Raw genomic sequence first — 23,216 nt, forward strand, 5'->3', positions numbered from 1 at the left:
GCCGTGCTTTCATTGCTTTCTTTACCCCAGTTGTTCCATCCTTCAGCTTTGATCAATGATGGAAGGTCGCAATTGATAAATACAGCTTTACCATAAGGCCGCCATGGTCTGCCCAGGTAAAAGGAGCTTTCTGGCGCATTACCGGTTATTTTACAGTCAATAAATACATAGCCATATTTTAAACTATCAGGTGAGGATGATGCGGTAATGTAACCTCCACCTTTTTTACAATAGATTTCGCATTGTTCAAAAACCGCTGTGGCCGAGCCAAATATGAAATCTACCGTTCCTTCAATATAACATTTTTTATAATACTGCCGGCTGTTTGCACCAAAGGTGTATAAGGTATCCTGAAAACCTAACATCCTGCAGTTGATGAATACTGCTTTGTCGCCCGCTACCAACAGGGCTACGGCCTGGCCAACTGGTCCGGCGGAGTTCTGAAAAGTGATATTTTCTGCCGAGAAACCATCGCCATAGATATAAAAACTGGCAGACCCGGAAGTGCCTTTCTCTTCGCCGAAGGTATTTTTCTTCGTTGCATAATCATCAAAAGTTAAAATCGTGTGAGCTACACTTTCACCCTTGAGCTTCACCATTTTTTTGGACGTAGAAAGGTTCAGCTTTTCTTTGTAAACACCATTTTTGATGGAAATGACCGTGGTTACTTTTCGAAAATCAGGTACAGCATTGATGGCCTCCTGAATGGTTTTAAAATCACCGGAGCCATCTTTGGCAACGGTAAAAACACGATCCTGGCTCCATGCCGGGAGTGTAATCAACATACAAAACAGGGAAAAGAATAATTTTTTCATCGGTAACTCATCTAAGTTTAGTGCTGATCTATTGATTGTTTATTTTAACCTATCAACTAGCTGCAGGTAACACAGCAAGCGTAAGCTTGCTGACGATGCAAACTTGATTTGCTCATCAAAACAATTCAATTTATTAGCAACAATTTACTTTACAATATGGTCTGCTAGCCCAAGTTTAAGGTTTTTAATTTCCTGCAGCACCAGTTGTGCAATTTCACGTGCACCTAATTCATTGAAATGGGTATCGTCAATTTTACCTGCCGGATAGTTGGGGTGTACCCCTGGCTGCAATTGGTTAAACAATAACCTTGATTTTTCGGGACCAAATTTTTGGTACAGTTCCCTGCTTTTTAAGTCAAGGTCAATAAAAGGAACATTTTGTGCTTTAGCTACTGCAATTACCTTTTCTGAATAGACAGGATGTGTTTCTTCTACCTTTCCACTGGCATCAAAGCGTCTTCTTGATACAGGGGTTAGCAATACAGGAAAGGCTTTTCTGCTTTTGGTATCTTTAATAAAACGGATGAGATTGGCTTCGTAATCCGCTAGTGGTGTATAACTTCTTTTTGTTTCCACCTCATCATTGTGCCCAAACTGGATGAAGACATAATCGCCTTCTTTCAAGCTATCCATTACTGATTGCCAGCGTTTTTCTTCAATAAAGGTTCTGGTGCTGCGCCCATTTTGCGCACGGTTTTCAATTTGCACCTGTTCGTCAAAGAAATTTACAAAAGGCATACCCCAGCCAGTTTCGGGGTATGCTTTTGTTTGTTTGATCGAGATAGTGGAATCACCAATCAGGTAGACTTTAATTTTCTTGCTTCGCCCTACAAAAGAAACGAGTACCAGAAATGTCAATACCAGACTTACATTAAGGATGTTCCTCATCATTGTTTTTAAAAATTTAGATTAATAGGCCCATCGTGGATCTCCTATAGCAGTAGCATCACTCGCTGCAGAACGTAACGGAGAACCTGCCGGAAGTTCAAACGTTTGGGTATCTGTAGTCCATGGCAGTTCAATACTTTGGTTATTGGTCAACGTAGCTGTACCAAAGGTTAATGCCGTTGTCCCGGTGAGGGAGTTCTTCAATTTAAAATAATTGCTTGAAGAAATACTCAATGTTATACCCGCTGCTGTAGCTCTAATTGCCGCTGCATTTACAGTACCAGATTTGGGTGTGTTAGCAAATATACTGCTTTGCATACTAAAATTAACAGGATTAGCAGCCGCATCTAATAAGGCATATTTACTGTTTCCTCCAAAACCATTTAAGGTAGATTGTTTAATGGTTACCGTTGGAGTTACACTTGCATTCAAGGTTTTCGAAGCAAGCACCAATCCCGGACCAAAGTTATAAAAGGTAGATTTGCTGATATTTAATGCCACAAATTCCATGTTATCCAAGTGGAAAGCATAATAAGAGGACGATCCGTCAGCACCATTATTGTAAACAATAGAATTATTGACTTCTATGTTGGTAATTTTATGGTCTCTTACGGCAGAACCCCTGTTTCCTCTCATAAAGGCTGTGGTGGCACCGTGTACAATACAGTTGTCGACTTTTACGTTGGTAAATGTTGCTGCGCTGGCGTTTGCAGCTTGTGAGCCAATAAAATTGATGAAATATAAGGCAGCACCAGCAGTACCATCAAACTCAATACCTGAAAGGATAATCCCTGCACCTGTGCCTTCAATATCAATTTCTTTGAAATTTACTTTAGTGTCATTAGCATTACCAGAGATAGATTTCAGCGTAATAGTTTTTTGGGTAATAAAAGTACTGGCGGCCGACAAGTCGTAAGTACCGGCTCTTAAACCAATGACTGCATTATTTGCAGCGCCTGCAATTACACTGGCTAGGTTGTCTGCCGGTGAGATGATTTGTGTATAATTTGTTGGCGCCAGGGTGGTAAAGGTTAAAATACCTTTGCTTTTGGTACCACTAAAAAGCTCAGCCGAATATTTAATGCCTGCAGTGAGGTTTAGAATTTCCTTTACACCCGCAGCAGCATCGGCAGCAGATAAACTCACCGTAACCTCTGTTCCTGTGGCTGGTGTCAACTTGATGGAAGTTAAACCTTCTGTTTTAACATAATGTAAAGTTACACTGGTTTCTTTAAGCTCATTTTCACGTATCCTTTCAAAAAGTTGTATACCAGTTAAAGAAAACTTACTGCTGTAATTGTATTTCGATTCAGGTTGCTGATCGATGGCATTTGCTTTAACCCTTGCAAAATAAGGCGTTCGGGTAGCAATGTTATCTTCTGTAACCACATAACCTGCTGTATCGACAGTAGTTGTAAAGGCAATGGTACTAAACAAGGAATCTTTAGAGAAATCTACGGTATAGGTTAAAGCTTTACCTGTAGAAAGCAAAGGTTTTACCCAGCTTAATGTGGCAGAGGTTGCTGCCGAAGTAACTTTGATTTCTCCGGGTTTAAAAACCCTTGCAGGTCCTGCAGGTTCATCCTCCGTTTTTTTACAGGAGGAAACCATTAATGACAAACTTGCTATGATGCACAAATTACAGAGAATTTGATAGATATATTTTTTCATGATGATCCTAATTAATTTAATATCCAAAATTTTGAACCATGGCCGGATTTTCAATCAGCGCTGATTTTGGGTAAGGGAATACTTCTTTTTTGTTGGCTTCAAAATAGGTGGCAAAACCACTTGCCGTGCCAGCTATTGCACCACTTACCGCATCGTTGGTTACCGAGGCACGCCAGTTTTTTACCGAGTAGCCAGAGCCTGCAGGTGCCGATGAAGTGCCTAAACCAGGACTAAAAAATACAATATTCGGTGTGCCACCCAATAAATCAAGAGAGGCCACTTCTGCAACACTTGCGCTTTGGTTAAACGTGTTTTCTTTAGCATATAGGTATGCAGGAACGTTGGCATAAGCACCTGTACCGGCCATAAACTGTCTTAATTTTTCACGGGTTTCCTCAAACTTGGTTTGGATCAGGTTCCAGCGGATCAGGTCATATTTACGGATGCCTTCGCCACCAAATTCCAATAGTCTTTCCTTTACGATAGCATCAAAAAAGTCTTTTTTAATGGTTGGTGTCACTGGTATATTGTTTTCAAAACCTGCGTAAGCTCTTTTCTGCACCAACTGAAGCGCATTAATAGCTTGTGCCGAAGGACCATTGTTCACTTCATTATCTGCCTCTGCATACATTAATAAGATATCTGCAAAACGCAGGATCGGCCAGTTGATAGAAAAGTTTTGTGCAGATGATGAATTGTTAAAAGCTGTCCATGATTTTCTAAACTTGCCATCGGTTAAACTATTCCCTGCATTCATGATCTTTTTCGATGTTGCCGTAATTTCAAACAAACCAATAGTCACGTCTCTGCGGCTATCTTTACTTTGGTCAAATTCATAGAAATAGGTAGGTATAGCATTGATGCCACCACCACCCTGGCCAAAGTTAGAGGCAGAATTATACCGTACGCCGTTATAATAACCCAGTTTACTGTCTGTGCTTGCACCACTGCCAAAAGCAGCAACTTCAAACATCAGCTCATGTTCATTGTCTTGTCTTGCTGCTGTATGTAAAGATTTAAAGATATTTTCATAAACAGGATTCAGGTCATGATCTACACGGTGGTTCATGATCTCTGCACATTCCTCCATGGCTATTTTGTAATAAGTAAGGTAATCAGCATTGCGGCTCATGGTATGGTTACTGATTTTTAAAGACCAGCCACCTCTTGCCAAAGCAATTCTTGCTCTTAAGCCTTTAATGGCTCCTTTGGTAAAGCGGAAACTGCCATAATCAGCAATTTCTGACCTCCAGGGCACCAACTCTTCGGCAATTTTAAGGTCTTCCACTAACCTGCTCAGCGTGAGCTCATGATCCACATTTGGCCCATATAAAGTTTCTGCATCTGCAGCCGGCACAAAAGGTGCTGGTACATCGCCCCAGTTGCGCACTAATTCATATAAAAACTGCGCGCGTAAAGCCAATGCTTCACCATAATAACGCTTCATTAAAGCTTTTTCAGCCTCGGTTCCATTAGTATATACCTTTGATTCCGGAATATATTTAATGCATAGATTAGCACGCTCCACGCCTGAATAAAGCTGCACAAAAGGGTTATATAGATCTGAGTTATCAGAGCTTGCACCATACATGCTTATGCCTCGTCTATCTGCTGAACTGTAGCTTCCGGAGGTTTTAAAATCGTCTGCTGTTTGTGGATACAATGTAGAAAGCCTGCTGCCATAACCGTTATCTCCACCCAACCTATTATATACCCCAATTAAGGCAGCATTGGTATAAGTGGTACTTTCGAATACGGTAGATGGTGTAGAGGTAGAGGGCGATTCATAATCTAATACCTTTTTACAGGATGGTGTTATGGTGATGGTACCCATAGCAATGGCTATTAAAGCACTTTTATAAAATTTCGTTTTCATTTTCTTAATGTCTGATGATTAAAAAACAAGATTAACACCTGCAAGGATGTACCTGCTACGAGGATAAGCAGCGTAATCTACTCCTGGAGTTAAAGGATTTGATCTTCTGGTGTTGGCTTCAGGGTCATAACCGCTGTAGCCTGTAATGGTATATAAGTTATTGACAGTACCATAAAACCTGAGCTTAGAAATAAATCCTGTACTTTTCATCAGCTTGGCTGGCAAAGTATAACCCAGGGTAACATTGCTGATTCTTAAGAAGGAACCGTCTTCAACAGCAAAGGAAGTTAGGGCGTAATTTCCGGGCGTAGGGGTCCAAAAAGTAGTATTGGCATTCATTGCCGTTAATAAAGCGGGGTCTGTTACCAGCACACCGTTTTCATTGAAGTTTTGCCAGCGATCTTTGGTTAAGGTCAACAAGTTATTGTCTTTCACATTATATTGTGAAGTAAACTCCAGCTTATTTGCATTGTATACTTTACTGCCTACAGAAAAGTTCACAAATACGGTCATGTCAAAATTCTTGTAAGCAAACTGGTTATTAAAACCTCCGGTAAACTTAGGCTGTACATTACCCAACACTGTTTTATCATCTTCACCGATTAACATGCTTTCTGAACTTGACAGTTTCTTCACTTTCATGTCACCGGGTTGTGGCTCTCTGTTTCCAATTAATACTCTGCTGTTAGGGGTACCAGTTTTCAAGGTGTAAGTATAAGCTCCGGTATTTGCATTTTGAGTGTAGGTAAAATCGTCGACTGTATAACGTCCATCAGAAATGAAACCATAAAATTGTCCTACAGGTTTTCCAACTTCTACATAAAAGTCCTCTAAGCTATTCACCCATCCAGATTGGGTGGTATAAGCCGTTACGCCATTTTGCAGTTCAACAATTTTGTTTTTATTGAAGGAAATATTAAAGCTGGTATTGTAACTGAAAGCAGGCGTTTTTACTGCTTGCCAGCTCAATTGCTCCTCTAAGCCTTTGTTTTGGGTTCTTCCTACGTTTTGTTGCTGCGTTTTATAGCCGTTAATAGGAGGAATATTGGCATCAAGTAATAAGTTCTTTGTTCTGTTGTCGTATAAATCCACACTCAAGGACAAGCGGTTTTTTAAAAGCTCTAAATCTAAACCTACGTTAGTTGATGTGTTGGTTTCCCAGGTAATATTAGGATTGGCTAAAACATCTCCTGCAATTAGACCTGTGTTTACAGCAGCATCTGTTGAAGCATAGCCACCTGCGGTAGAATTTGAAGAAAATAAAGTATGGAATAAATCCTGTCCTATTCTGTTATTTCCTGCAGCACCATAACTGACACGGAATTTAACATTATCAATCCAGCTGATGTCCTGATTTTTAAAGAATTCCTCTTCAGATAATCGCCAGGCAACCTGTGCAGATGGGAAATTTCCCCACTGTTTTCCAGGAGCAAAAAAGGAAGAGCCATCTCTTCTAAAGTTAAGTGTTGCTAAATAACGGTCTTTATATGAATATGATGCCCTGGCAAAGAAAGACAATTGTCGGTTTCCAGATACTATTGTAGTCGGTTTATCCTGTACAGCACCATCTGTAGGTTCGGCTTTTTGGATACTTGCAAAGGCCTCTTCTGCCGTAATGTTAATAGGGAAATATTTAATATTGGCACTATTGGCATTAGCATCATTTTTAATCAGCTCCTGCCCGGCCAATAATTCTAAGGTATGGTTTTTACCTAATTGTGGTTTGTAATTGATAACGTTGGTATTGATGAAACTTGTACCATTTGAATTATACAAAATGATACCCGGCAAACCTTTACCATTACTTCTTGAAGCATAACTCAGTACACCATTAAAGGTATTGGTTTTACGATCAAGGTAGTTTAGACCCACTGTACTTCTAATGGACAGGTTTTTAATGATCTGATAATTCAGATATGCGCTACTGATTAAATCATTCCTGTAGTCATATTTAAGTTCATTATGTGCTAAACTCACCGGGTTGGTTAAATTGGTTACAGCATAGTCTGCATCAAAAATATCTCCTGAGTCACCGCCACCTGCATAAGGTTGAAAGCGCACCGCATTTCTTAAACGATTGGCTGTAGAAGAGCCTGTGCTGGAAGTACCGGCACCATCAACTCTTTGGCGACTGTAACGAACGTTTACTCCTGTTCTGAATTTGGAAGATATTTTATGATCGAAACGGAAAGAAGCAAAAGTTCTTCTGTAGCCAGATTCAAGCATAATACCTTCTTCACGGGTATTATTAACCGTAAAGTTAAAAGTAGTTTTATCCGTTCCACCAGCAAGGTTAAATACTTCTGTATTAGAGAAGGCCTGACGACCGAACACTTCATCCTGCCAGTTGATGTTTTGAACATTCTTGTAAATGTCTAAATCTTCGAAGGTTCCGTATCTTTTGGTGAAATCATCTTTTACCAGTTGTGTAGTACCATTGTTATACAATTCGTATTGGTATTTTACAAATTCAAAAGGATTTAAGGTTTCCAGTCGGTTTACAATTTGTCTTGCACCAGCAAAAGCATCAAAAGATACTATGGTACGGCCTGATTTACCACTTTTAGTGGTAATGATGACTACCCCATTGGCACCACGGCTACCATAAATGGAGGTTGATGCTACATCTTTTAAAACATCGATAGTTTGAATTTCATTGGGGGAAAGAATCGATAAGGCATTCTCTACTTGTATACCATCTACGATATATAAGGGAGCGTTATCACCTGTTAATGAACTTCCACCACGTACCTTAATCTGCACCTCGGCACCCGGACTACCTTCTGAGGTGGTTACCGAAACACCGGCTAATTTTCCGGCAAGGGCTTGTGCTGCTGTACTTACGGGGAAATCAGCCATATCCTTGGCACTTACAGAAGATACTGAACCGGTAAGGGCTTCCTTACGAACAGTTCCATAGCCAATATTAACCACCACTTCATTTAAAGCATTTACATCTTCAGCCATGGCAAAGTTGACTTTACTTTGAGAGGTGACCGCAATTTCGTTGGATTTATAGCCGATGTATCGTGCTTGTAAGGATACGGCTCCTTTGGTGGGAACAGCGATTTTATATTCCCCTTTTTCATTGGTACTGACAACAATAGCAGTGCCTTTAATTGTGATGCTCACCCCTGGTAAAGGTTCATTGGTGCCTTGGTCTGTCACCACACCCGATACCTGCCTGGTTTGAGCTTGTAGAACCCCATAAACTGAAGTCAACAAAGCAAACAGAAGTAGAATTTTTTTCATACAGCGTTAATCATGAAACCAATAGAGCCTTTAAAGTCATACTTTTAGGATATTGGCAATTGTTAAATTAAATACTTGGTTAGTTATTCATAACAAGTCTACATTGTATTTTTTATAAAGCAATTTATTCTTAAAATTAAATCTGTGCAATCGTTCCCGACATCGTTGCCAAATAATTATGGTAAGCTGAATTTTAAGGTTATATTGCAGTTCCCAATTATATTGCATGTTTGAGCCTTCTACTTTAAAAGATATTGCCAAGGCCCTGGGTCTTTCTACTTCAACCGTTTCCCGCGCTTTACGAGATACGCATGAAATTAGCCCTGCAACAAAAAAAATTGTCCTGGAATACGCTGAAAAAATTAACTACCGCCCAAATCCTATAGCACAGAGTTTAAAAGAAAGACGCAGTAAATCTATTGGTGTGGTGGTGAGCGAAGTGGCCAACCACTATTTCTCACAGGCCATCAATGGCATAGAATCTATAGCATACGACCGTGGTTACCACGTTATTATTACACAAACACATGAGTCTTACGACCGTGAGAAAATAAATATCCAGCATTTGGCTTCCCGTTCTGTTGATGGCTTGCTGGTGTCTTTATCGGCCGAAACAAGAGACATCTCTCACCTTAAAGCCCTGCATAAACGTGGTTTGCCCATCGTCTTTTTTGACCGCGTACCCGAAGAAATTGAAACACATAAGATTGTTGCCAATAATGAAAAAGGCGCCTTCGATGCAACGGAACACCTCATCATCCAGGGGTATAGAAAAATTGCCCATTTAACAAGTTCAGATCATCTTTCTATCAGTATTGAAAGGCTTCAAGGCTATAAAAAAGCATTGGAAAAACACGGCATCCCCTTTAATGAAGCTTACTTAAAACATTGTCCGCATGGTGGAATGTTTTATGAGGAGATGGAAGACGCCATTAAAGAACTGATGAACATGCAGGATCGGCCAGATGCAATCTTTGTAGCTGGCGACAGGCTAAGCCTGGGCTGTTTAATGGTGTTTAAAAATTTAAACATCAAAATCCCCACTGACATTGCCATCACAGGTTTCAGTAATGCCGAGGTTCTCGGTCTGCTCACCCCTCCATTAACGGCAGTACGACAGCCAGCTTATGAAATAGGACAAATTGCCACAGAAAAGCTACTCAATTTAATTGAAAGTAAGTATCCTGTGAGTGAGTTTGAGCACATGGTTTTAGATACCGTGCTTGACATCCGTAGTTAATTCTGGATTTGTTTGCAGCGCATGAAAAAAAACATCACCTTAAAAGACATCGCACTGGCCTTAAAGGTTTCTGTATCTACGGTTTCCAGAGCCTTAAGAGATAATTACCAGATTAGTGCAGAGACGAAGAAAGCAGTTCTTGACTATGCCAGAACACATAACTTTGTGCCCAACCGCATGGCGCGCAGCCTTAAAGAAGGTAAAAGCAGAACCATTGGCGTCATCATCTGTTCGCTCAACAATCAATATGTAGCACAAATGCTGGAAGGTATTGATAGCTATTGTAGCGAGAAAGGCTACCAGTTGATCATTATGCAAAGTAAGGAACTGCAGGAACATGAAAATGAATGTATTGACCTGCTCTATGCAAGTGGAATTGATGGTTTACTGATCTCCCCTGCCTATCAAAACACAAACTTCGAGAAGCTACAGGATCTGCAAAAAGCAGGTATTCCCATTGTTGTGTTTGATCGGCTCAGCGAGCATATCCACACCAATAAAGTAGCCTCAAATAATTTTAAAGGTGCTTATGAGGCCACGGTACATTTAATTAATAACGGTTACCGCAAAATTGCTCACCTCAATACCAACACAAAGTTAAGTATTACCAGCGAACGTTTAAATGGCTATTTAAAGGCTTTGAAAGACCATCATATTACCTATAACGAAGCCTATGTAAGGTATGTTGATTTTTCAACAGATGACCTTGAAGAGATCATTAACAGTTTGATGCTGCTGCCCGATAAACCTGATGCGCTGTTAACCGCCACAGATCAGATTACCCTAAAGTGTGTATCTGTGCTGGCACAGTCAAAATACGAGGTGCCCTCAGATTTAGCCTTTATAGGCTTTAGCAATACAGAAATGGCTGATGCCTTTCACCCTCCGCTGACCACAGTTAGACAGCCGACTTATGAAATTGGGCGAACCGCAGCACAGAAATTGATTGAAAGTATCAAAAGATCTGGCTCCCCTTCAGATTTTGAAACTATTCTTCTGGATACAAGTATCCAGGTCAGGTCATCAACCAAAAAATGTTCATGACCTGATGGATCATCGTTAAAAAAGGATTTAGTAATTTCCGGTAACGCCTACTTCTAAACCGCGCAACTCTGCTAAGCCGCGTAAGCGCCCAATAGCCGAATAACCAGGATTGGTGACTTTATTTAAATCGTCTAACATCTGGTGACCATGGTCTGGCCTGAATGGAATGGGTGTATCACGTTTTTGGTTTTCAGCAGTCACTGCCTTCATCACCTCAAACATGTTTACATCGCCACCTAAATGATCAGCCTCGTAGAAATTGCCTTCTTCATCTTTAGTTACATTTCTTAAGTGAAGGAAATATACACGTTCTTTAATGGCATCAAAAATATCAACGACATCATTAGTTACCCCTGCACCTAAAGAGCCTGTGCAATAGCAAATACCGTTAAAAGGCTGGTCTACATTTTTAAGGATATACACCAAATCTTCTTTTGTACTGGCTATACGAGGTAAGCCTAAAATAGGATAAGGAGGATCATCCGGGTGGATGGCCATTTTCATTCCATGGCTATCGCAGGTTTCGGCAATCTGAGAAAGAAAATAAACAAGGTTATCTTTCAATCCCTGTGTGCCTATTGCTTTATACACATCAATGCTGTTTCTCAGCGCTTCAATTTCAATTTCCTTCTCATTGGGAATTCCCATGAGCACATTGATTCTCAAGTCCTCTAACTGCGCATCAGAAAGGGTCTTCAAACGAGCTCCAGCTTGTTGTTGGATGCTTTCACTGTAATCTGCCGCCGCACCTTCTCTTTTTAAAATATAGAGATCAAAAATAGCCAGATCGATCCAGTTAAAATACAAAGCTTTAGAGCCATCAGTCATGGTTAAATCTAACTGTGTACGTGTCCAATCCAATACAGGCATAAAATTATAGCAAATGGTATGCAAACCACATTGCGATAAGTTGATCAAAGATTGTTTGTAATTTTCAATATATAGCGCTGCATCGGCTCTGCGAGTTTTAATAGCTTCGTGGATGGGAAGACTTTCTACCACTGCCCAGGCTAAGCCTGCTGCTTCAATAATGGCTTTTCTTTCTAAAATAGCGTCCACAGGCCATATTTCACCATGTGGTACCTGATGTAAAGCAGAAACAATTCCTGTAGCACCCGCTTGTTTTACATCTTGTAAGGATACTGGATCTGAAGGCCCATACCAACGCCATGTTTGAAGTAATTTTTGTTGATTCATTCTGTATATATGTATAAATTTTATGTAAATCTATTTTGGAGATGGCCTTTACCAGAAGGCAGAATAAAGGGCTACCAGTAAAATCAGGATGATTAAAGAGCCAATAGCGAAAGGTGTGGAAACTTTAAACATGGAAGCATCTATTTCCAGGCCTTTGCTGACCACCCCTTTTTTATGTTCGTAAATGCTGATGAGGTACATGCCGATGAGGCAGAAAATAAATACGATAACCATGCGGTCCATAAAAGGGATCTCGAACAGGCCGCTGCTGTTGGCTACACCCCAGCCGTAGGGATATAAGAAGTCTAAATCTATCCAGCCCGGTAAAAACTTGAGCAGTACAGACATCAGGAAGCCACCAATAGTTGCAAACATGGCTGCACTGGAAGTTGTCTTTTTCCAGAAAAAACCAAGTATAAACATGGCAAAGATGCCCGGCGATACAAAGCCCGTGTATTCCTGGATATATTGAAACCCTTGTTTTCCCTCACCCATCAAAGCATCGCCAACAATTAAAGACAAGGTAACGGCCAAAAACATGGCAATGACCACTGTAATCTTCCCTATATTTACCATTTTACGCTCACTGGCTGCAGGGTTGAATGCCTTTTTGTAAATGTCGTAAGTAAAAATAGTGGCAATACTATTGGCTTTTCCTGCAAGGGAGGCCACAATAGCAGCGGTTAATGCTGCAAAAGATAAACCTTTTAATCCCTGGGGTAATAATTGCAACAAGGCGGGATAAGCTTTATTGGGATCCTGAACGCCAGAGGTAGACAGCAAGCTATCTTTATTGATGCCACCCAGATCTTCTTTGATGATATAGTAAACCGCAATACCGGGAATAACGACAATAACAGGCATCAGCATTTTTAAAAAAGCAGCAAACAATAATCCTGACCGTGCCACAGGTAAAGATGCACCTAATGCTCTTTGGGTGATGTATTGGTTGCAACCCCAGTAACTCAGGTTAGCAATCCACATGCCCCCAATTATAACACTTAAGCCCGGCAAGTCCATGTAATTCGGGTTATCCTTCTTAAAAATCAGGTTAAAATGTTCTGAAGCACCATTGGTTAAAATAGAGAATCCTTTGATGATCCCTTGCTGGTCAGAAATCAGGTTCAAGGCCAGGTAAGTAGCTACCATGCCACCCAGGACAAGAAAAAACACCTGGATCACGTCAGTATAGCCTATTACTTTCATTCCCCCGAGGGTAATGAAAATAGCGAAAAGGGCAAGGGCAAAAATACAGAGGGTAATGTCTAAGCCCGAGATACCACTGATGGCAAGGGCGCCCAAATACAGAATAGACATTAAGTTGACCACAATATATAAGGCCAGCCAGAAAACAGCCATAATCATCGCCACATTTTCATTGTAACGCTGACTTAAAAACTGGGGCATGGTAAAGATCTTATTCTTGAGGTAGACGGGCATAAAGAATATGGCTACCACAATTAAGGTAGCTGCAGCCATCCATTCATAGGCCGATATAGCCAAACCGAGTTTGAAACCGGAACCACTCATTCCAATCATCTGCTCAGCAGAAATATTAGATGCAATCAAGGAGGCACCAATGGCCCACCACGTCAGGGAACCTTCAGCAAGGAAGTAATCTTTGGAATCGCGCTTTGCTGATTTTTTCTTGTAATAAATCCAAAAACCGTAAGCAGAAACAATAACAAAGTAGACTAGAAATACAACGTAATCCAGAAAATGTAAAGTGCTCATTTTAGTTTAGATCAACTCAAATGTATATTTATTTATGCTATGGACAAATAAATAAGGGCACAAATTTCGATGTTTGACTGTTAAATTTACGCAATCGTTTTCAGCACCTCCTGCAGGAAAGCATAATTTAGGAAACCTCCTCTTCGGCAGGCCTGATGATCATTCGCAGCGATTGATCTTTGGAGAAATAGGCAATCATCCAGTTCCAGAATGTTGTTAGCCGGTTTCTGTAAGTGATCAGCGCAATCAGGTGGATAAATAGCCATGCCAGCCAGGCAAAAAAACCATTGAGGTGTACTTTTGAACCACCTAAATCGGCCACAGCTTTATTGCTTCCTATAATGGCGACACTCCCCTTATCGGTATAGCTAAAGGCCCGCATAGGTTTGTTGTTGAGCTGAAGGATTAAGTTTTTGCTGAGGTTTCTACCTTGCTGTATAGCTACCTGAGCCACCTGGGGATGTCCTTCAGTGTAATTAGCATCGGTAGTTTGCAAACAGGTATCGCCAATGGCATAGACATGCTGTAAGCCAGCCACCTGGTTAAATTCATTAACCAGCATTCTTTTGCCCCTGCCTATACTTTCTGCAGGTATGCCCTCAAATACTTTTGCAGTAACCCCCGCTGCCCAAATCAGGTTTTTAGCATGAATAACCCTGCCATCAGAAAGCAGTACCTGGTCATCAACAAAATCATCGACATGCATATTCATGATGAGCTGTACACCCAGTTTTTGCAAAGCTTCTGTAGTATAATGTTGGGAATTGGTACTCATGGGCGACAATACAAAATTGCCACCATCCACCAGGTAAATCCCGCCAGATTTTCCAGCAAGTTCAGGATAATCCTTTCTCAGGATGCCTAGTTTCATTTCTGCAAACATGCCTGAAATTTCCACCCCAGTAGGGCCTCCACCGGCAACCACCAGGGTAAGTAACTTTTCAATCTCCACAGGGTCTTCTGAAATGGAGGCTTGTTCTAAACGCATCAATAAGGTGTTACGCATAGATATAGCATCACTCAGCGTTTTCATAGGGATCGCATTCTTTTTGATATGCTCGTTGCCAAAGAAGTTTGTTTCTGCACCAGTGGCAAATACAAGCTCATCATAGGTCAATTCGCCATTGTCGAGCATGATCTTTTGCGATCCGGGCATCACTTGCTTTAATTTACCGAGCCTGAAATGGAGGTTTTTTCTACTCGCAAAAAGCTTTCTGAAAGGATAGCTGATGCTGGAGGGCTCCAAAAAGCCTGTAGCAACCTGGTAAATTAAGGGCGGAAAAAAGTTATAATTGTTTTTATCGACCACAGTAATATGGAAAGCAGCATTTTTTGAAAGACTTTTAGCCAGGTTAATGCCGGCAAAGCCTCCGCCAATTATCACTATCTTTTTCTGCATATATACGTTAAAAATTAAAGCCTATAGAAATGTACGGTAAGGCACCTTCTTTTGATACCCCCACCGCAGCTTGAATAAGCAATAACTCTGCCGGAATCACGTATAGGCCACCACCATAGCCATCATGCCATTTCTTAGAATCTTCATGAGGCTCCCATACCCTGCCGATATCATTAAAAGCAATTAACCCTACAGCGCCCGGTACGATATAAGAGGTGAAGTTAAACAGTTTCAGCCTCAGCTCCAGGTTGTAATAAGCCATAGCTTTTCCGGTAAAACGATTGCTGTGGAAACCCCTCAACGTATGCGACCCTCCTAATTGCATCCGCTGGTAAAAGGTGGGCTCACCAAAAGTTACCCCTCCACCAATACGATTGGCAATTACCACGTTGGAACTACCAGGATGTAGATAAAATCTGAATTCTGTTTGAATTTTACCATATTGATCTTCCAAACCCCCTAATTCTGTTTTATAGCTCAGGCCTGTTTTCCAGTAAATTCCTTTGGATGGAATGGCTACAGCATCACGGCTGTCGTAAATTAAATTCGTTGCCAACCCTACATAGGTACGGTCTCTAAAAACTTCCTGATCAGGGTTCAGCAAATTAAAGTCCTTCAAAAAGCGCTGCTCATTAGAAGAAAGTTTACTCGTGTAGAATTCACTGGAAAGTCCCCCTTCAACTTTCATTTTAGAGCCTAAAGCACGGGCCAGCTTAACATCTGCCGTTAAATAATCATAGCGGTTGCGGTAATATGGCATTTCCTTCTCACCTTCATCTACAAATTCCGTTTCATTTCCTATACCATAGAAGTTACTTAAATTATTAGGCCCCAACAAATTGACATCTACTTTAAGGTCGTTTTCCCCAATAACTTTTTTAAAATCTCCGGCATAGTTTAAGATAAAAGATTCGCGCCCTGTGGTATAAGTGGCCCAGAATTCTTGCTTAAAGGCATAAGGTGTTTTCCTGAATCCCTGCTTTTCATAAATGAGGCCAGCACCAATTTGGAGCCCCTGGTCAAGGCTATAGTTGAAGCGAAACTGCGGACCAAATCTGTCGAACATAAAGCTTCTTTTATCATATTGATTGACTAAGGTGTCATTGGCTAAACGTAATTTGGCTAAACCTGCTGGAGGTAAATTGTTTCCACCGTCGGTCCTGTCATAAATATAAGTTCTGTTTTTATTGGCGAAATCTGAAGCAATAGCAAACTGATCAGCACCATCGCCACCTATCATCCTCACCTTGATCTTAGACTTCTCAGTGCCCTTCAACTCAAAAAGATCCTCCCCACCAAAGCCATAAAGCCTGATTTCCTTAGTCACCGCGGGATTGAAGTTACGGTCGTATAGTTTTCTACCTATAGTGCCGTCTTTTTTGATATTTCTGATGGTCAGCTTCAGGCTGCCATCATTTTGATAATCCAGCTCAAACTTCTCCCTTTTGTCAGAAGCAGGAATTTCTACCTTTTCTGACAGGAAATGATAATATTCCATAGCGAGGTCTTTCAATCTGGCTACCCTGCCGTTCAAGGCTGTGCTCACCTCTGCGCCACTTTGCGCAACCACAGCGGGCGGCATTAAGTGAATGGCTTGCTCCACTAGGGTTGGGGTAATGGCCTTTTGAACTATCGTTACTTCTTCCAGCCAATCTTCAGCACTTAATTCATTTAAAAAATAACGGTCAAAAAAACGGGCGTTGAAATTCCAGCCATTGATGTCTCTAATGTTTTCACTGTAAGGCTGTAAGTTGGATTTTAACCATTGGTGCGAAAGTATCCAGGGAAATACACCTGTAGTTTTATAGAAAACCTTGTCCCTATCTCTGGGGATGGGTGTGTATAATGTGCCATCGGCATCTTTCAGTGGCAGCCAGCGCCAGTTATCTTCATGCCTGTCCCAGTCGCCAATCACAAAATCAAGCAACCGCGCCCTTAACGTTAATTTCTGGTTAGTGCGGTTATCATTGTTCTGTTGTAATTTCTTCTGTACTTTATCTGTATTATCCGTTTCTTCCACATTCAGGGGTTCCCGCTCTTCGAATAAATAGGCCGCATTGGCAAAATCCTTCTGGTATTCCATTAACCCGGGATCATCGGCAACATATACGATTTCAGGATTAGCATGTGGAAGCTGCAATGCTGTTGCCAATGGTGGCACAACCAAAGCTGCAAAGGGGTGCCCTGTAGACACCTGATCTTGAACAATCTTTTTGGCAATAGTAGGCCTTAAATTTTCAGGCAAGCCTCTTTCGGGGTATTTCTGTATAGTGCGCAGCACCCATTCTTTACCCTGTGGATCAGCAAATCGTATGGATCGTGTTTGGTTGCCGCCACCCAATTTAGCTATAGTTAATCCTCCGCGTTCTTTCCTGATGTCCAGTATCCGCATTTTCACTGGTGTAGCCCATAACTTGCGGTAGTTGTCGCCCAGAAATAAACGGTGACTTTTCCCTACCTGGTCATATTCAGGGGCAATGGCAACAACAATAGAATCGCTTGCCTTTTTTTGCTGGGCATAAGTAGACAAGTAGCATGAACACGCTAAAAACACCAGGAGAAGTTTCTTCATTTTATAAATCTTTATGATCAGGTACGACCCCTACTCTTAATGCTTTTAAACCTTCTACACCTTGTAACTCTTCCACATCAATATACTCCAGGTCATCCTGTAACAATTGCTGTTGCTGCAACTTTTTGATATATGCTACATATTCTGTGCCTTCCCAGCTGTTGAAGTAAATAATGGTGATTTTTCCAGGTTGCGTAAGACGTTCTTGTGTGTCTTTTCTATGGGCCTTATCAATCCTTTTTTTCACCATCTGGTAACGGATGTTATAACTTCCTTCCACATCAAACCTTTGCTCATCTACCCTGAAGCTAATATCGATCAACTTTTCATAAACAAAGATCAACTGCGTGGTTTGCATGTAAATGGCAAGCTCTGGTGCCATTGCTGTGGTTGCCCTTGAAATGTTGGCCATCACTTCCAACTGCATCAGCCTTAAGGTATATTTTAAATCTTTGGGCATGGTCTGCTCAGGTGCAATACTCTGCCCCATATAAAGGTCAAATTCCACGCCATCTGTTCTGAATTTTTCAAAATAACAAGGGAAAATAGCCTGAACAGCAGCATTGTAGGATTCAAGGTGCTGTGTAATGACCTGGTTGATTTGCCGCATGCTTTCCTCATAGCGCAGGCTATGGTGATACAACTTCTCCTTATCAGTAAGGATAGCCAAATAGGCGTTAATCAACTCTTTTAACTCAGGATGTTCCTGTGCAAAAAGCGACAATTCAGCTGGCAGCTGGCGGGTCAGGTAATCTTCCATCTGCATGATCTGCCTGTCTGAAATTTCTTCCATCCCTTCCAGTTCACTCTCCTTCACTTGATGAACAATCTTATCTTTCAATTCCCTGGTGCACACCTGCTGAATATTCACCAATAAAGCTTTGAGCAGTTTTAAATGATGTTGAAGATCAGTACGTAAGGCAAAGTTGCGTTTGATACTGGAGTCTTTAATATCTATGGCACCATAAAAAGGCTGTACATTTTCAAAAAAGACCTTCTCTATAGGTAAGTTCTGTTTCTGGGCACCTGAAGAGAGGTAATTGTAAGCTGCCTCCTGAAAACGCCAGCGCACGGCAGGCTGCAAAGAGGTAAACTTATCGGTGATGACATTGGAAAGTTCCTGTTCAAAATCCGTCATCAGGTTTTGCATGAGCTGGCTGAGTAAAGAAAAAGCCGTTTCCAGCTTGGAGAGTATGTAATTTTTAAATTTCTCCGGATCCCTGGTATAAACCTCTATCCCACCCACCAGGTTGCCATTAAAATATAAAGGAAAGATGGCATAGGAAGTGATCCCATCCTGGTATAGTAACCTCAATATGGGGAAATCACGTTGCTCCTCTTCAGTAATTTCCGGAAAAATAAGCCTGCGAGGGTTTTCAAGGTATAACTTCATTCGCTTTTTGTAAAGCAGCTGATGCTTCACATTGGTATTGGTGAGCTTCAATACCACACTCTCAAAGCCATTGTGATTGTTCATTACATATTTACCATTAAGGCGAAGAAACGGTAACAACCTAAACTGGACATCAGCACAGCCCACGAGGGTTTGCAGGGCTATTTCTATGGGAGTTACTAAAGCGCCGGAAACTGATTTCTGGTGTTTAATGATTACATTTTTGACTGTTTCCAGCGCATATTCTCCCGTTACATCGATGAGGTTGACAATGGCTATTCCCTGGATACTGAATTTTTCCGGAGGTAATAAGGTTTGCAGAATTTGCAGGCTATTGGCCTCGTTCCAAAGTTTATCTTTGATATGCTGCAGCTTTAATTCAGGCAGCTCCCCATTATAGTTGATTTCCAGAAAGCGGTTGTCTACATTAAAACGATAGTATTTCAGCAGTTTCGTCTCCGTGTCCATGATCGACTTTACCGTGAAATTGCTTACCGTAAAATTGAAATTATAAAAGCGCTCGAGCACCAGGTTATAGAAACTGGTGAGTAAGCTTTTTTTCATGTCCACCGCATTAGGCAGCCTTAAGTCGGCCTTTAACTGCCCGGTATTGCTATCCAGCAGTTCCTTATAAAAAGCATTTGTGCCTGAATAAAAACAAGGGCATACAGGTTCCCCTATTGCCCAGAGGTGATTGCTTTCCGTGTGGAGTAAGGGCGACACTGCCGAATAGACCAGTTCAAAAAGCGGCTTATAATGTTGCAGCTGATTTGCTTGTATAGGCTGCGACACTTCAGGGTATGCCTTGAATTTCTTTAATATATATTGATAGAAAACCACCTTGGCAGTTTTTTCAGTCTCCGCTTTTCGGGTGATGTAATCTATGAACGGCCGAAAAGAAAACTTAACGTGTACGCCAATATCACAAGCAGTGCCATCGACGGATTTATTGAGATCTAGCTTTATGGCTTGCATTTGTATTTATTATATGTGTGAACACCTTCTTTATACCTGTTCCTTTGTCGTTAAAAAAAGTGAGTTTGAGCATTTGCCCGGGCATTAAGTCTGCAATGACATACCCCGGCTTATTTGATGCAAATAACGAGTTTTCTCCTTTAAACACCGAACTTTTTTTTGACGCTGACCCGCTGATGATCTGTATTTTTTTACTTTTGATGAGCTGTAAACCATGCTCATGCCCGGCAACATAAATAACATTGGGCGCACTATTGAAGATTCCACTAATTTTATCTATCATTTCCCGGTAGCGGGGATGAGGAAGATCTTCACGTGAAAATAAAGCTAAGCGAACGGCTCTGTAAATATCCCCAATAATGGGGATTCTAAAATAGCCGCCATGGGCACCATACGATTGAAAAGGATGGTGTGAGAGCAGCAGGATAACTTTATCTTTATTCTGTTCCTTCAGCCTCCTGAAACGTGCCAATACGGCTTCCTTGCTGTTGCAATCGCAATTGGCGATGGCATTTTCCTTGTCATGGGGAAACAACCACCATTCACTGTCGAACACAATCATGGTGAGTTTTGGCGAAACCTTAATTTCTATAGGATCGGGACAACCATTTGGCGGCACCATTTTAAGCTGGCTGTCATTTTGTTCCTTTAAAAAAGCCCACTGTCTTTTGATCTTTGCCAGTCCGTTGCGCCCTGAGTCATCCCAATCGTGGTTACCCGGAATAAAATAAACCGGGGCCCCGTTTTTTCGCATAGGCTGGAATTGTGAGCGCAATATATTTTTCGTCTGCTCCTCCTCTGCGCTGCCGGGTAAGCCCATGCCTTTAGGGTAGATGTTATCGCCGAGGAACATCACCTGTGTTTTACCCTTTATAATTTGCGCTGCAGCATGTTTGATGACCGCGGTTTGCTCGGCATGTATTTCGCCGGCATCGCCAATAAAGATGATCCTCGAAAGGATGGACTCATCCTGTTGTGCTTGTAAATGCTCAACGCAACAAAGAATAAGCAGAAAGAGGAGTAGCTTTTTCATTGGTTTTATGATCAAGGCTGGTAAGTAAACTTTAGGATATTGCCAGAACTGATCTCATCTCCTTCATTGGAAATGAACAAATTGCCCTCCTTGTCAAAGGCAATTCCTTCAGGCTGGTTAAACGTACTGGGCGGCAAAGCATGAACGGCTTTAATTTTCCAATCTGCAGCAGCAATGACTAACAATTTATGAACCGAAGAGAGGATATACCACTCTTTTGTACGAGGATTTTGTGCCAGTGCCGATGTTTTTAAACCCGATTTAATATCTGGTCCATAAGCTTCAACTTCTTGTCCGTAAATGATGAAAGTTGACGCGATTTCCATGTCCTCACTGCCTCCTTTGTATTGTAATACATAACCGGTAGCATTCTTTGTTTTGTTGTCTACCTTACAATCTTTACAGATGACATATAACAATTGTTTTTCCTGGTCAGCATATAAACTTTCGTATTCGCCTTTCGGAAGTATTTTCCCCCACTCTTTCACCTGTTCGGTTTCTTTCAGCTCCATGGCCGACAAAGGGAAAGCGATAAGGCTTCCTGAGCTCTTCAACACAAATACGCTGTCTTTTAAAATAGTGAGGTCTTCATAATCACCTTTTTTAGCAAACTTCAGGCTTGTTTGTTTTTTTTGCCCCCAGATCTGTTTAAATATACGTCCATTTTCATCCTGTACAGAATAAACAGTATCGCTTTTTCCCTGGTGAAAGGCAATGCCGCTAATTTCAAGCAAGCTTTCTGGCATGTTAAACTTTTCAGGTTTCTTCAGGTTATAACCCGGTGGTGATGTATATTTATCTATAGCTGGTTTACAGGCCAGTGCTAACATGAGCAATATGACAGGTAAAAGAATTTGGCTTTTATAATGCATTTTTCATTCTCTGGTTTAATTAAAATTAAATCGCTATCCATAACATGGCAATCATAAACGCCAAAACCGATGCAACAATTCCAAACATAAAAACATTATAAGCTACACGCAATAGTCGGTATTTACGGCCAAGTACTACCCCCTGGCTGTGTAAATCTTTAATTAAACTTCCGTATAGAAAATCACGGTCATCCATTAACTTTAACATGCCTTTCTGGTAATCTGGCAAGCTCATTTTATAAAAGTTACCAAAGAACAAAAGATTGACGCTTTTGGCTTTGATTTCACTTTCGGTAAAAGTACCTGAAGGAATTGTTGGCCGCGTTGCTAAAATGGAGAATACCATGGTCACCACACAGATGATGAGCAAAATTAAGGTGGGTAAAATCAGGTGAGGGTTATCTTCTAACTTTCGCAACAAGATACTCAGGATCACAGAAAGAATAATTGAGTTAGTAGAGATCATGATATGCGCCTTATTATCGGCCATATCACTCAGCCGCTGATGGTTAGTAGAAGTTATCCTGAACATCGTTTCAATCCCTTTTTCTGGGCGATCACTCTTTTCTTTCTTCACTTCCTTATCTTTCTTCTCTTCTTTTTTCACCTCTGTATCTGTGTCGGCTACTGAAGATGCCTTTTTGAGAAGGGCGTTTATATTGGCTGTTTTCCCTGCCTGAAGGAATTTTTGGGCATAGGTGGTATGGAAATGATGACCCTGGAGAAAATTAATATTCTGTTCACGCCAGGCTTCCTTGCTGATGTGTTTATTACACATGAGCTCCATTTCATTGCGCAGTTCTTTATTGATTTCTTTAAATAAGGGTGTTCCTAAATGGTACAGGTCAGCGTCGCACATAATTTCCTGCAAAAGTCCCTGCGGCTGCTGGGGCATTTTAGTGGCCATAATACAGGCAACTACCTCATCAACAATGTCCTTTCCTACATTTTTCTCCAGTAAAAAATCATTGGCCACTTTTGCACCTATGCGCTCATGTTCGTCAAAACCCTGCAAATAACCAACATCGTGGAACCAGCAGGCGGCAGAAAGTATAAAAGTTTCCCTATCTGAAAGCTGATAATAGTTAGCCATTTTCACGGCATTTTCTACTACATTCTCTGTATGAGAAAGGTTGTGGTAAAATAGTTTTTCCCTTGCTGTTGTTTTAAAAAGTCCCGTTACATAGGTTTTAACCTGATCTAATGCGTCCATATAGTTCATGGCATAAATATAAAGCATTAAATGTATTTTTGT

At 41.1% G+C, this 23,216-nt stretch carries 15 protein-coding genes; 2 read left to right on the forward strand and 13 right to left on the reverse strand.

Features of this window, described 5'->3' with window-relative positions:
- The 5 genes from ACR2F7_RS08420 to ACR2F7_RS08440 all read right to left on the reverse strand — a co-directional run.
- A partial coding sequence (locus tag ACR2F7_RS08420) for a pectinesterase family protein (RefSeq protein ID WP_432713134.1) occupies nt 1–815 on the reverse strand: 815 nt, incomplete at its 3' end.
- Between the two features lie 144 nt (nt 816–959).
- Nucleotides 960–1,706, reverse strand: coding sequence for a rhamnogalacturonan acetylesterase (locus tag ACR2F7_RS08425; protein WP_432713135.1), 747 nt, complete (start codon nt 1,704–1,706; stop codon nt 960–962).
- An 18-nt stretch (nt 1,707–1,724) separates the two neighbouring features.
- On the reverse strand, nt 1,725–3,374 hold the full coding sequence (locus tag ACR2F7_RS08430; protein WP_432713136.1) for a hypothetical protein: 1,650 nt from the start codon (nt 3,372–3,374) through the stop codon (nt 1,725–1,727).
- Between the two features lie 16 nt (nt 3,375–3,390).
- Nucleotides 3,391–5,250: a RagB/SusD family nutrient uptake outer membrane protein gene (locus ACR2F7_RS08435; protein WP_432713137.1), complete on the reverse strand. Its 1,860-nt coding sequence runs from the start codon at nt 5,248–5,250 to the stop codon at nt 3,391–3,393.
- Between the two features lie 18 nt (nt 5,251–5,268).
- Entirely contained in the window at nt 5,269–8,502 is a 3,234-nt protein-coding gene (locus tag ACR2F7_RS08440; RefSeq protein WP_432713138.1) for a SusC/RagA family TonB-linked outer membrane protein, read from the reverse strand.
- A 226-nt stretch (nt 8,503–8,728) separates the two neighbouring features.
- Between ACR2F7_RS08440 and ACR2F7_RS08445 the strand changes: the two genes are divergently transcribed.
- A complete protein-coding gene (locus ACR2F7_RS08445; protein WP_432713139.1) occupies nt 8,729–9,742 on the forward strand; it encodes a LacI family DNA-binding transcriptional regulator in 1,014 nt (337 codons plus the stop codon).
- A gap of 21 nt (nt 9,743–9,763) precedes the next feature.
- On the forward strand, nt 9,764–10,786 hold the full coding sequence (locus ACR2F7_RS08450) for a LacI family DNA-binding transcriptional regulator (RefSeq protein WP_432713140.1): 1,023 nt from the start codon (nt 9,764–9,766) through the stop codon (nt 10,784–10,786).
- Nucleotides 10,787–10,813: 27 nt separating this feature from the next.
- Here ACR2F7_RS08450 and uxuA read toward each other — a convergent pair whose 3' ends face one another.
- From uxuA to ACR2F7_RS08490, 8 genes are all read right to left on the reverse strand, one after another.
- Complete coding sequence (gene uxuA / locus ACR2F7_RS08455) at nt 10,814–11,983, reverse strand: mannonate dehydratase (RefSeq protein ID WP_432713141.1); 1,170 nt, start codon at nt 11,981–11,983, stop codon at nt 10,814–10,816.
- 48 nt (nt 11,984–12,031) lie between these two features.
- Complete coding sequence (locus ACR2F7_RS08460) at nt 12,032–13,717, reverse strand: sodium/sugar symporter (protein WP_432713142.1); 1,686 nt, start codon at nt 13,715–13,717, stop codon at nt 12,032–12,034.
- 127 nt (nt 13,718–13,844) lie between these two features.
- The gene (locus tag ACR2F7_RS08465) at nt 13,845–15,116 is read right to left on the reverse strand and encodes an NAD(P)/FAD-dependent oxidoreductase (RefSeq protein WP_432713143.1); all 1,272 of its coding nucleotides are present in this window, start codon (nt 15,114–15,116) and stop codon (nt 13,845–13,847) included.
- A gap of 7 nt (nt 15,117–15,123) precedes the next feature.
- Complete coding sequence (locus ACR2F7_RS08470; RefSeq protein ID WP_432713144.1) at nt 15,124–17,688, reverse strand: BamA/TamA family outer membrane protein; 2,565 nt, start codon at nt 17,686–17,688, stop codon at nt 15,124–15,126.
- 1 nt (nt 17,689) lies between these two features.
- Nucleotides 17,690–20,056: a GAF domain-containing protein gene (locus ACR2F7_RS08475; RefSeq protein ID WP_432713145.1), complete on the reverse strand. Its 2,367-nt coding sequence runs from the start codon at nt 20,054–20,056 to the stop codon at nt 17,690–17,692.
- The gene (locus ACR2F7_RS08480) at nt 20,028–21,089 is read right to left on the reverse strand and encodes a metallophosphoesterase (protein ID WP_432713146.1); all 1,062 of its coding nucleotides are present in this window, start codon (nt 21,087–21,089) and stop codon (nt 20,028–20,030) included. Before ACR2F7_RS08480 ends, ACR2F7_RS08475 begins: the two co-directional genes overlap by 29 nt.
- A gap of 11 nt (nt 21,090–21,100) precedes the next feature.
- On the reverse strand, nt 21,101–21,961 hold the full coding sequence (locus ACR2F7_RS08485; protein WP_432713147.1) for an SdiA-regulated family protein: 861 nt from the start codon (nt 21,959–21,961) through the stop codon (nt 21,101–21,103).
- A 25-nt stretch (nt 21,962–21,986) separates the two neighbouring features.
- The gene (locus ACR2F7_RS08490; protein WP_432713148.1) at nt 21,987–23,201 is read right to left on the reverse strand and encodes a Pycsar system effector family protein; all 1,215 of its coding nucleotides are present in this window, start codon (nt 23,199–23,201) and stop codon (nt 21,987–21,989) included.
- Between the last annotated feature and the right edge of the window lie 15 nt (nt 23,202–23,216).

It is taken from the genome of Pedobacter sp., from assembly GCF_045628745.1.
Lineage (GTDB): Bacteria > Bacteroidota > Bacteroidia > Sphingobacteriales > Sphingobacteriaceae > Pedobacter.

Bases quoted from the DNA above. Each gene is read 5' to 3' on its own strand.
- uxuA (WP_432713141.1), bottom strand. From the start codon at position 11,983: ATGAATCAACAAAAATTACTTCAAACATGGCGTTGGTATGGGCCTTCA.
- ACR2F7_RS08425 (WP_432713135.1), bottom strand. From the start codon at position 1,706: ATGATGAGGAACATCCTTAATGTAAGTCTGGTATTGACATTTCTGGTA.
- ACR2F7_RS08490 (WP_432713148.1), bottom strand. From the start codon at position 23,201: ATGCTTTATATTTATGCCATGAACTATATGGACGCATTAGATCAGGTT.
- ACR2F7_RS08435 (WP_432713137.1), bottom strand. From the start codon at position 5,250: ATGAAAACGAAATTTTATAAAAGTGCTTTAATAGCCATTGCTATGGGT.
- ACR2F7_RS08485 (WP_432713147.1), bottom strand. From the start codon at position 21,961: ATGCATTATAAAAGCCAAATTCTTTTACCTGTCATATTGCTCATGTTA.
- ACR2F7_RS08445 (WP_432713139.1), top strand. From the start codon at position 8,729: ATGTTTGAGCCTTCTACTTTAAAAGATATTGCCAAGGCCCTGGGTCTT.
- ACR2F7_RS08460 (WP_432713142.1), bottom strand. From the start codon at position 13,717: ATGAGCACTTTACATTTTCTGGATTACGTTGTATTTCTAGTCTACTTT.
- ACR2F7_RS08450 (WP_432713140.1), top strand. From the start codon at position 9,764: ATGAAAAAAAACATCACCTTAAAAGACATCGCACTGGCCTTAAAGGTT.
- ACR2F7_RS08465 (WP_432713143.1), bottom strand. From the start codon at position 15,116: ATGCAGAAAAAGATAGTGATAATTGGCGGAGGCTTTGCCGGCATTAAC.
- ACR2F7_RS08470 (WP_432713144.1), bottom strand. From the start codon at position 17,688: ATGAAGAAACTTCTCCTGGTGTTTTTAGCGTGTTCATGCTACTTGTCT.
- ACR2F7_RS08480 (WP_432713146.1), bottom strand. From the start codon at position 21,089: ATGAAAAAGCTACTCCTCTTTCTGCTTATTCTTTGTTGCGTTGAGCAT.
- ACR2F7_RS08440 (WP_432713138.1), bottom strand. From the start codon at position 8,502: ATGAAAAAAATTCTACTTCTGTTTGCTTTGTTGACTTCAGTTTATGGG.
- ACR2F7_RS08475 (WP_432713145.1), bottom strand. From the start codon at position 20,056: ATGCAAGCCATAAAGCTAGATCTCAATAAATCCGTCGATGGCACTGCT.
- ACR2F7_RS08430 (WP_432713136.1), bottom strand. From the start codon at position 3,374: ATGAAAAAATATATCTATCAAATTCTCTGTAATTTGTGCATCATAGCA.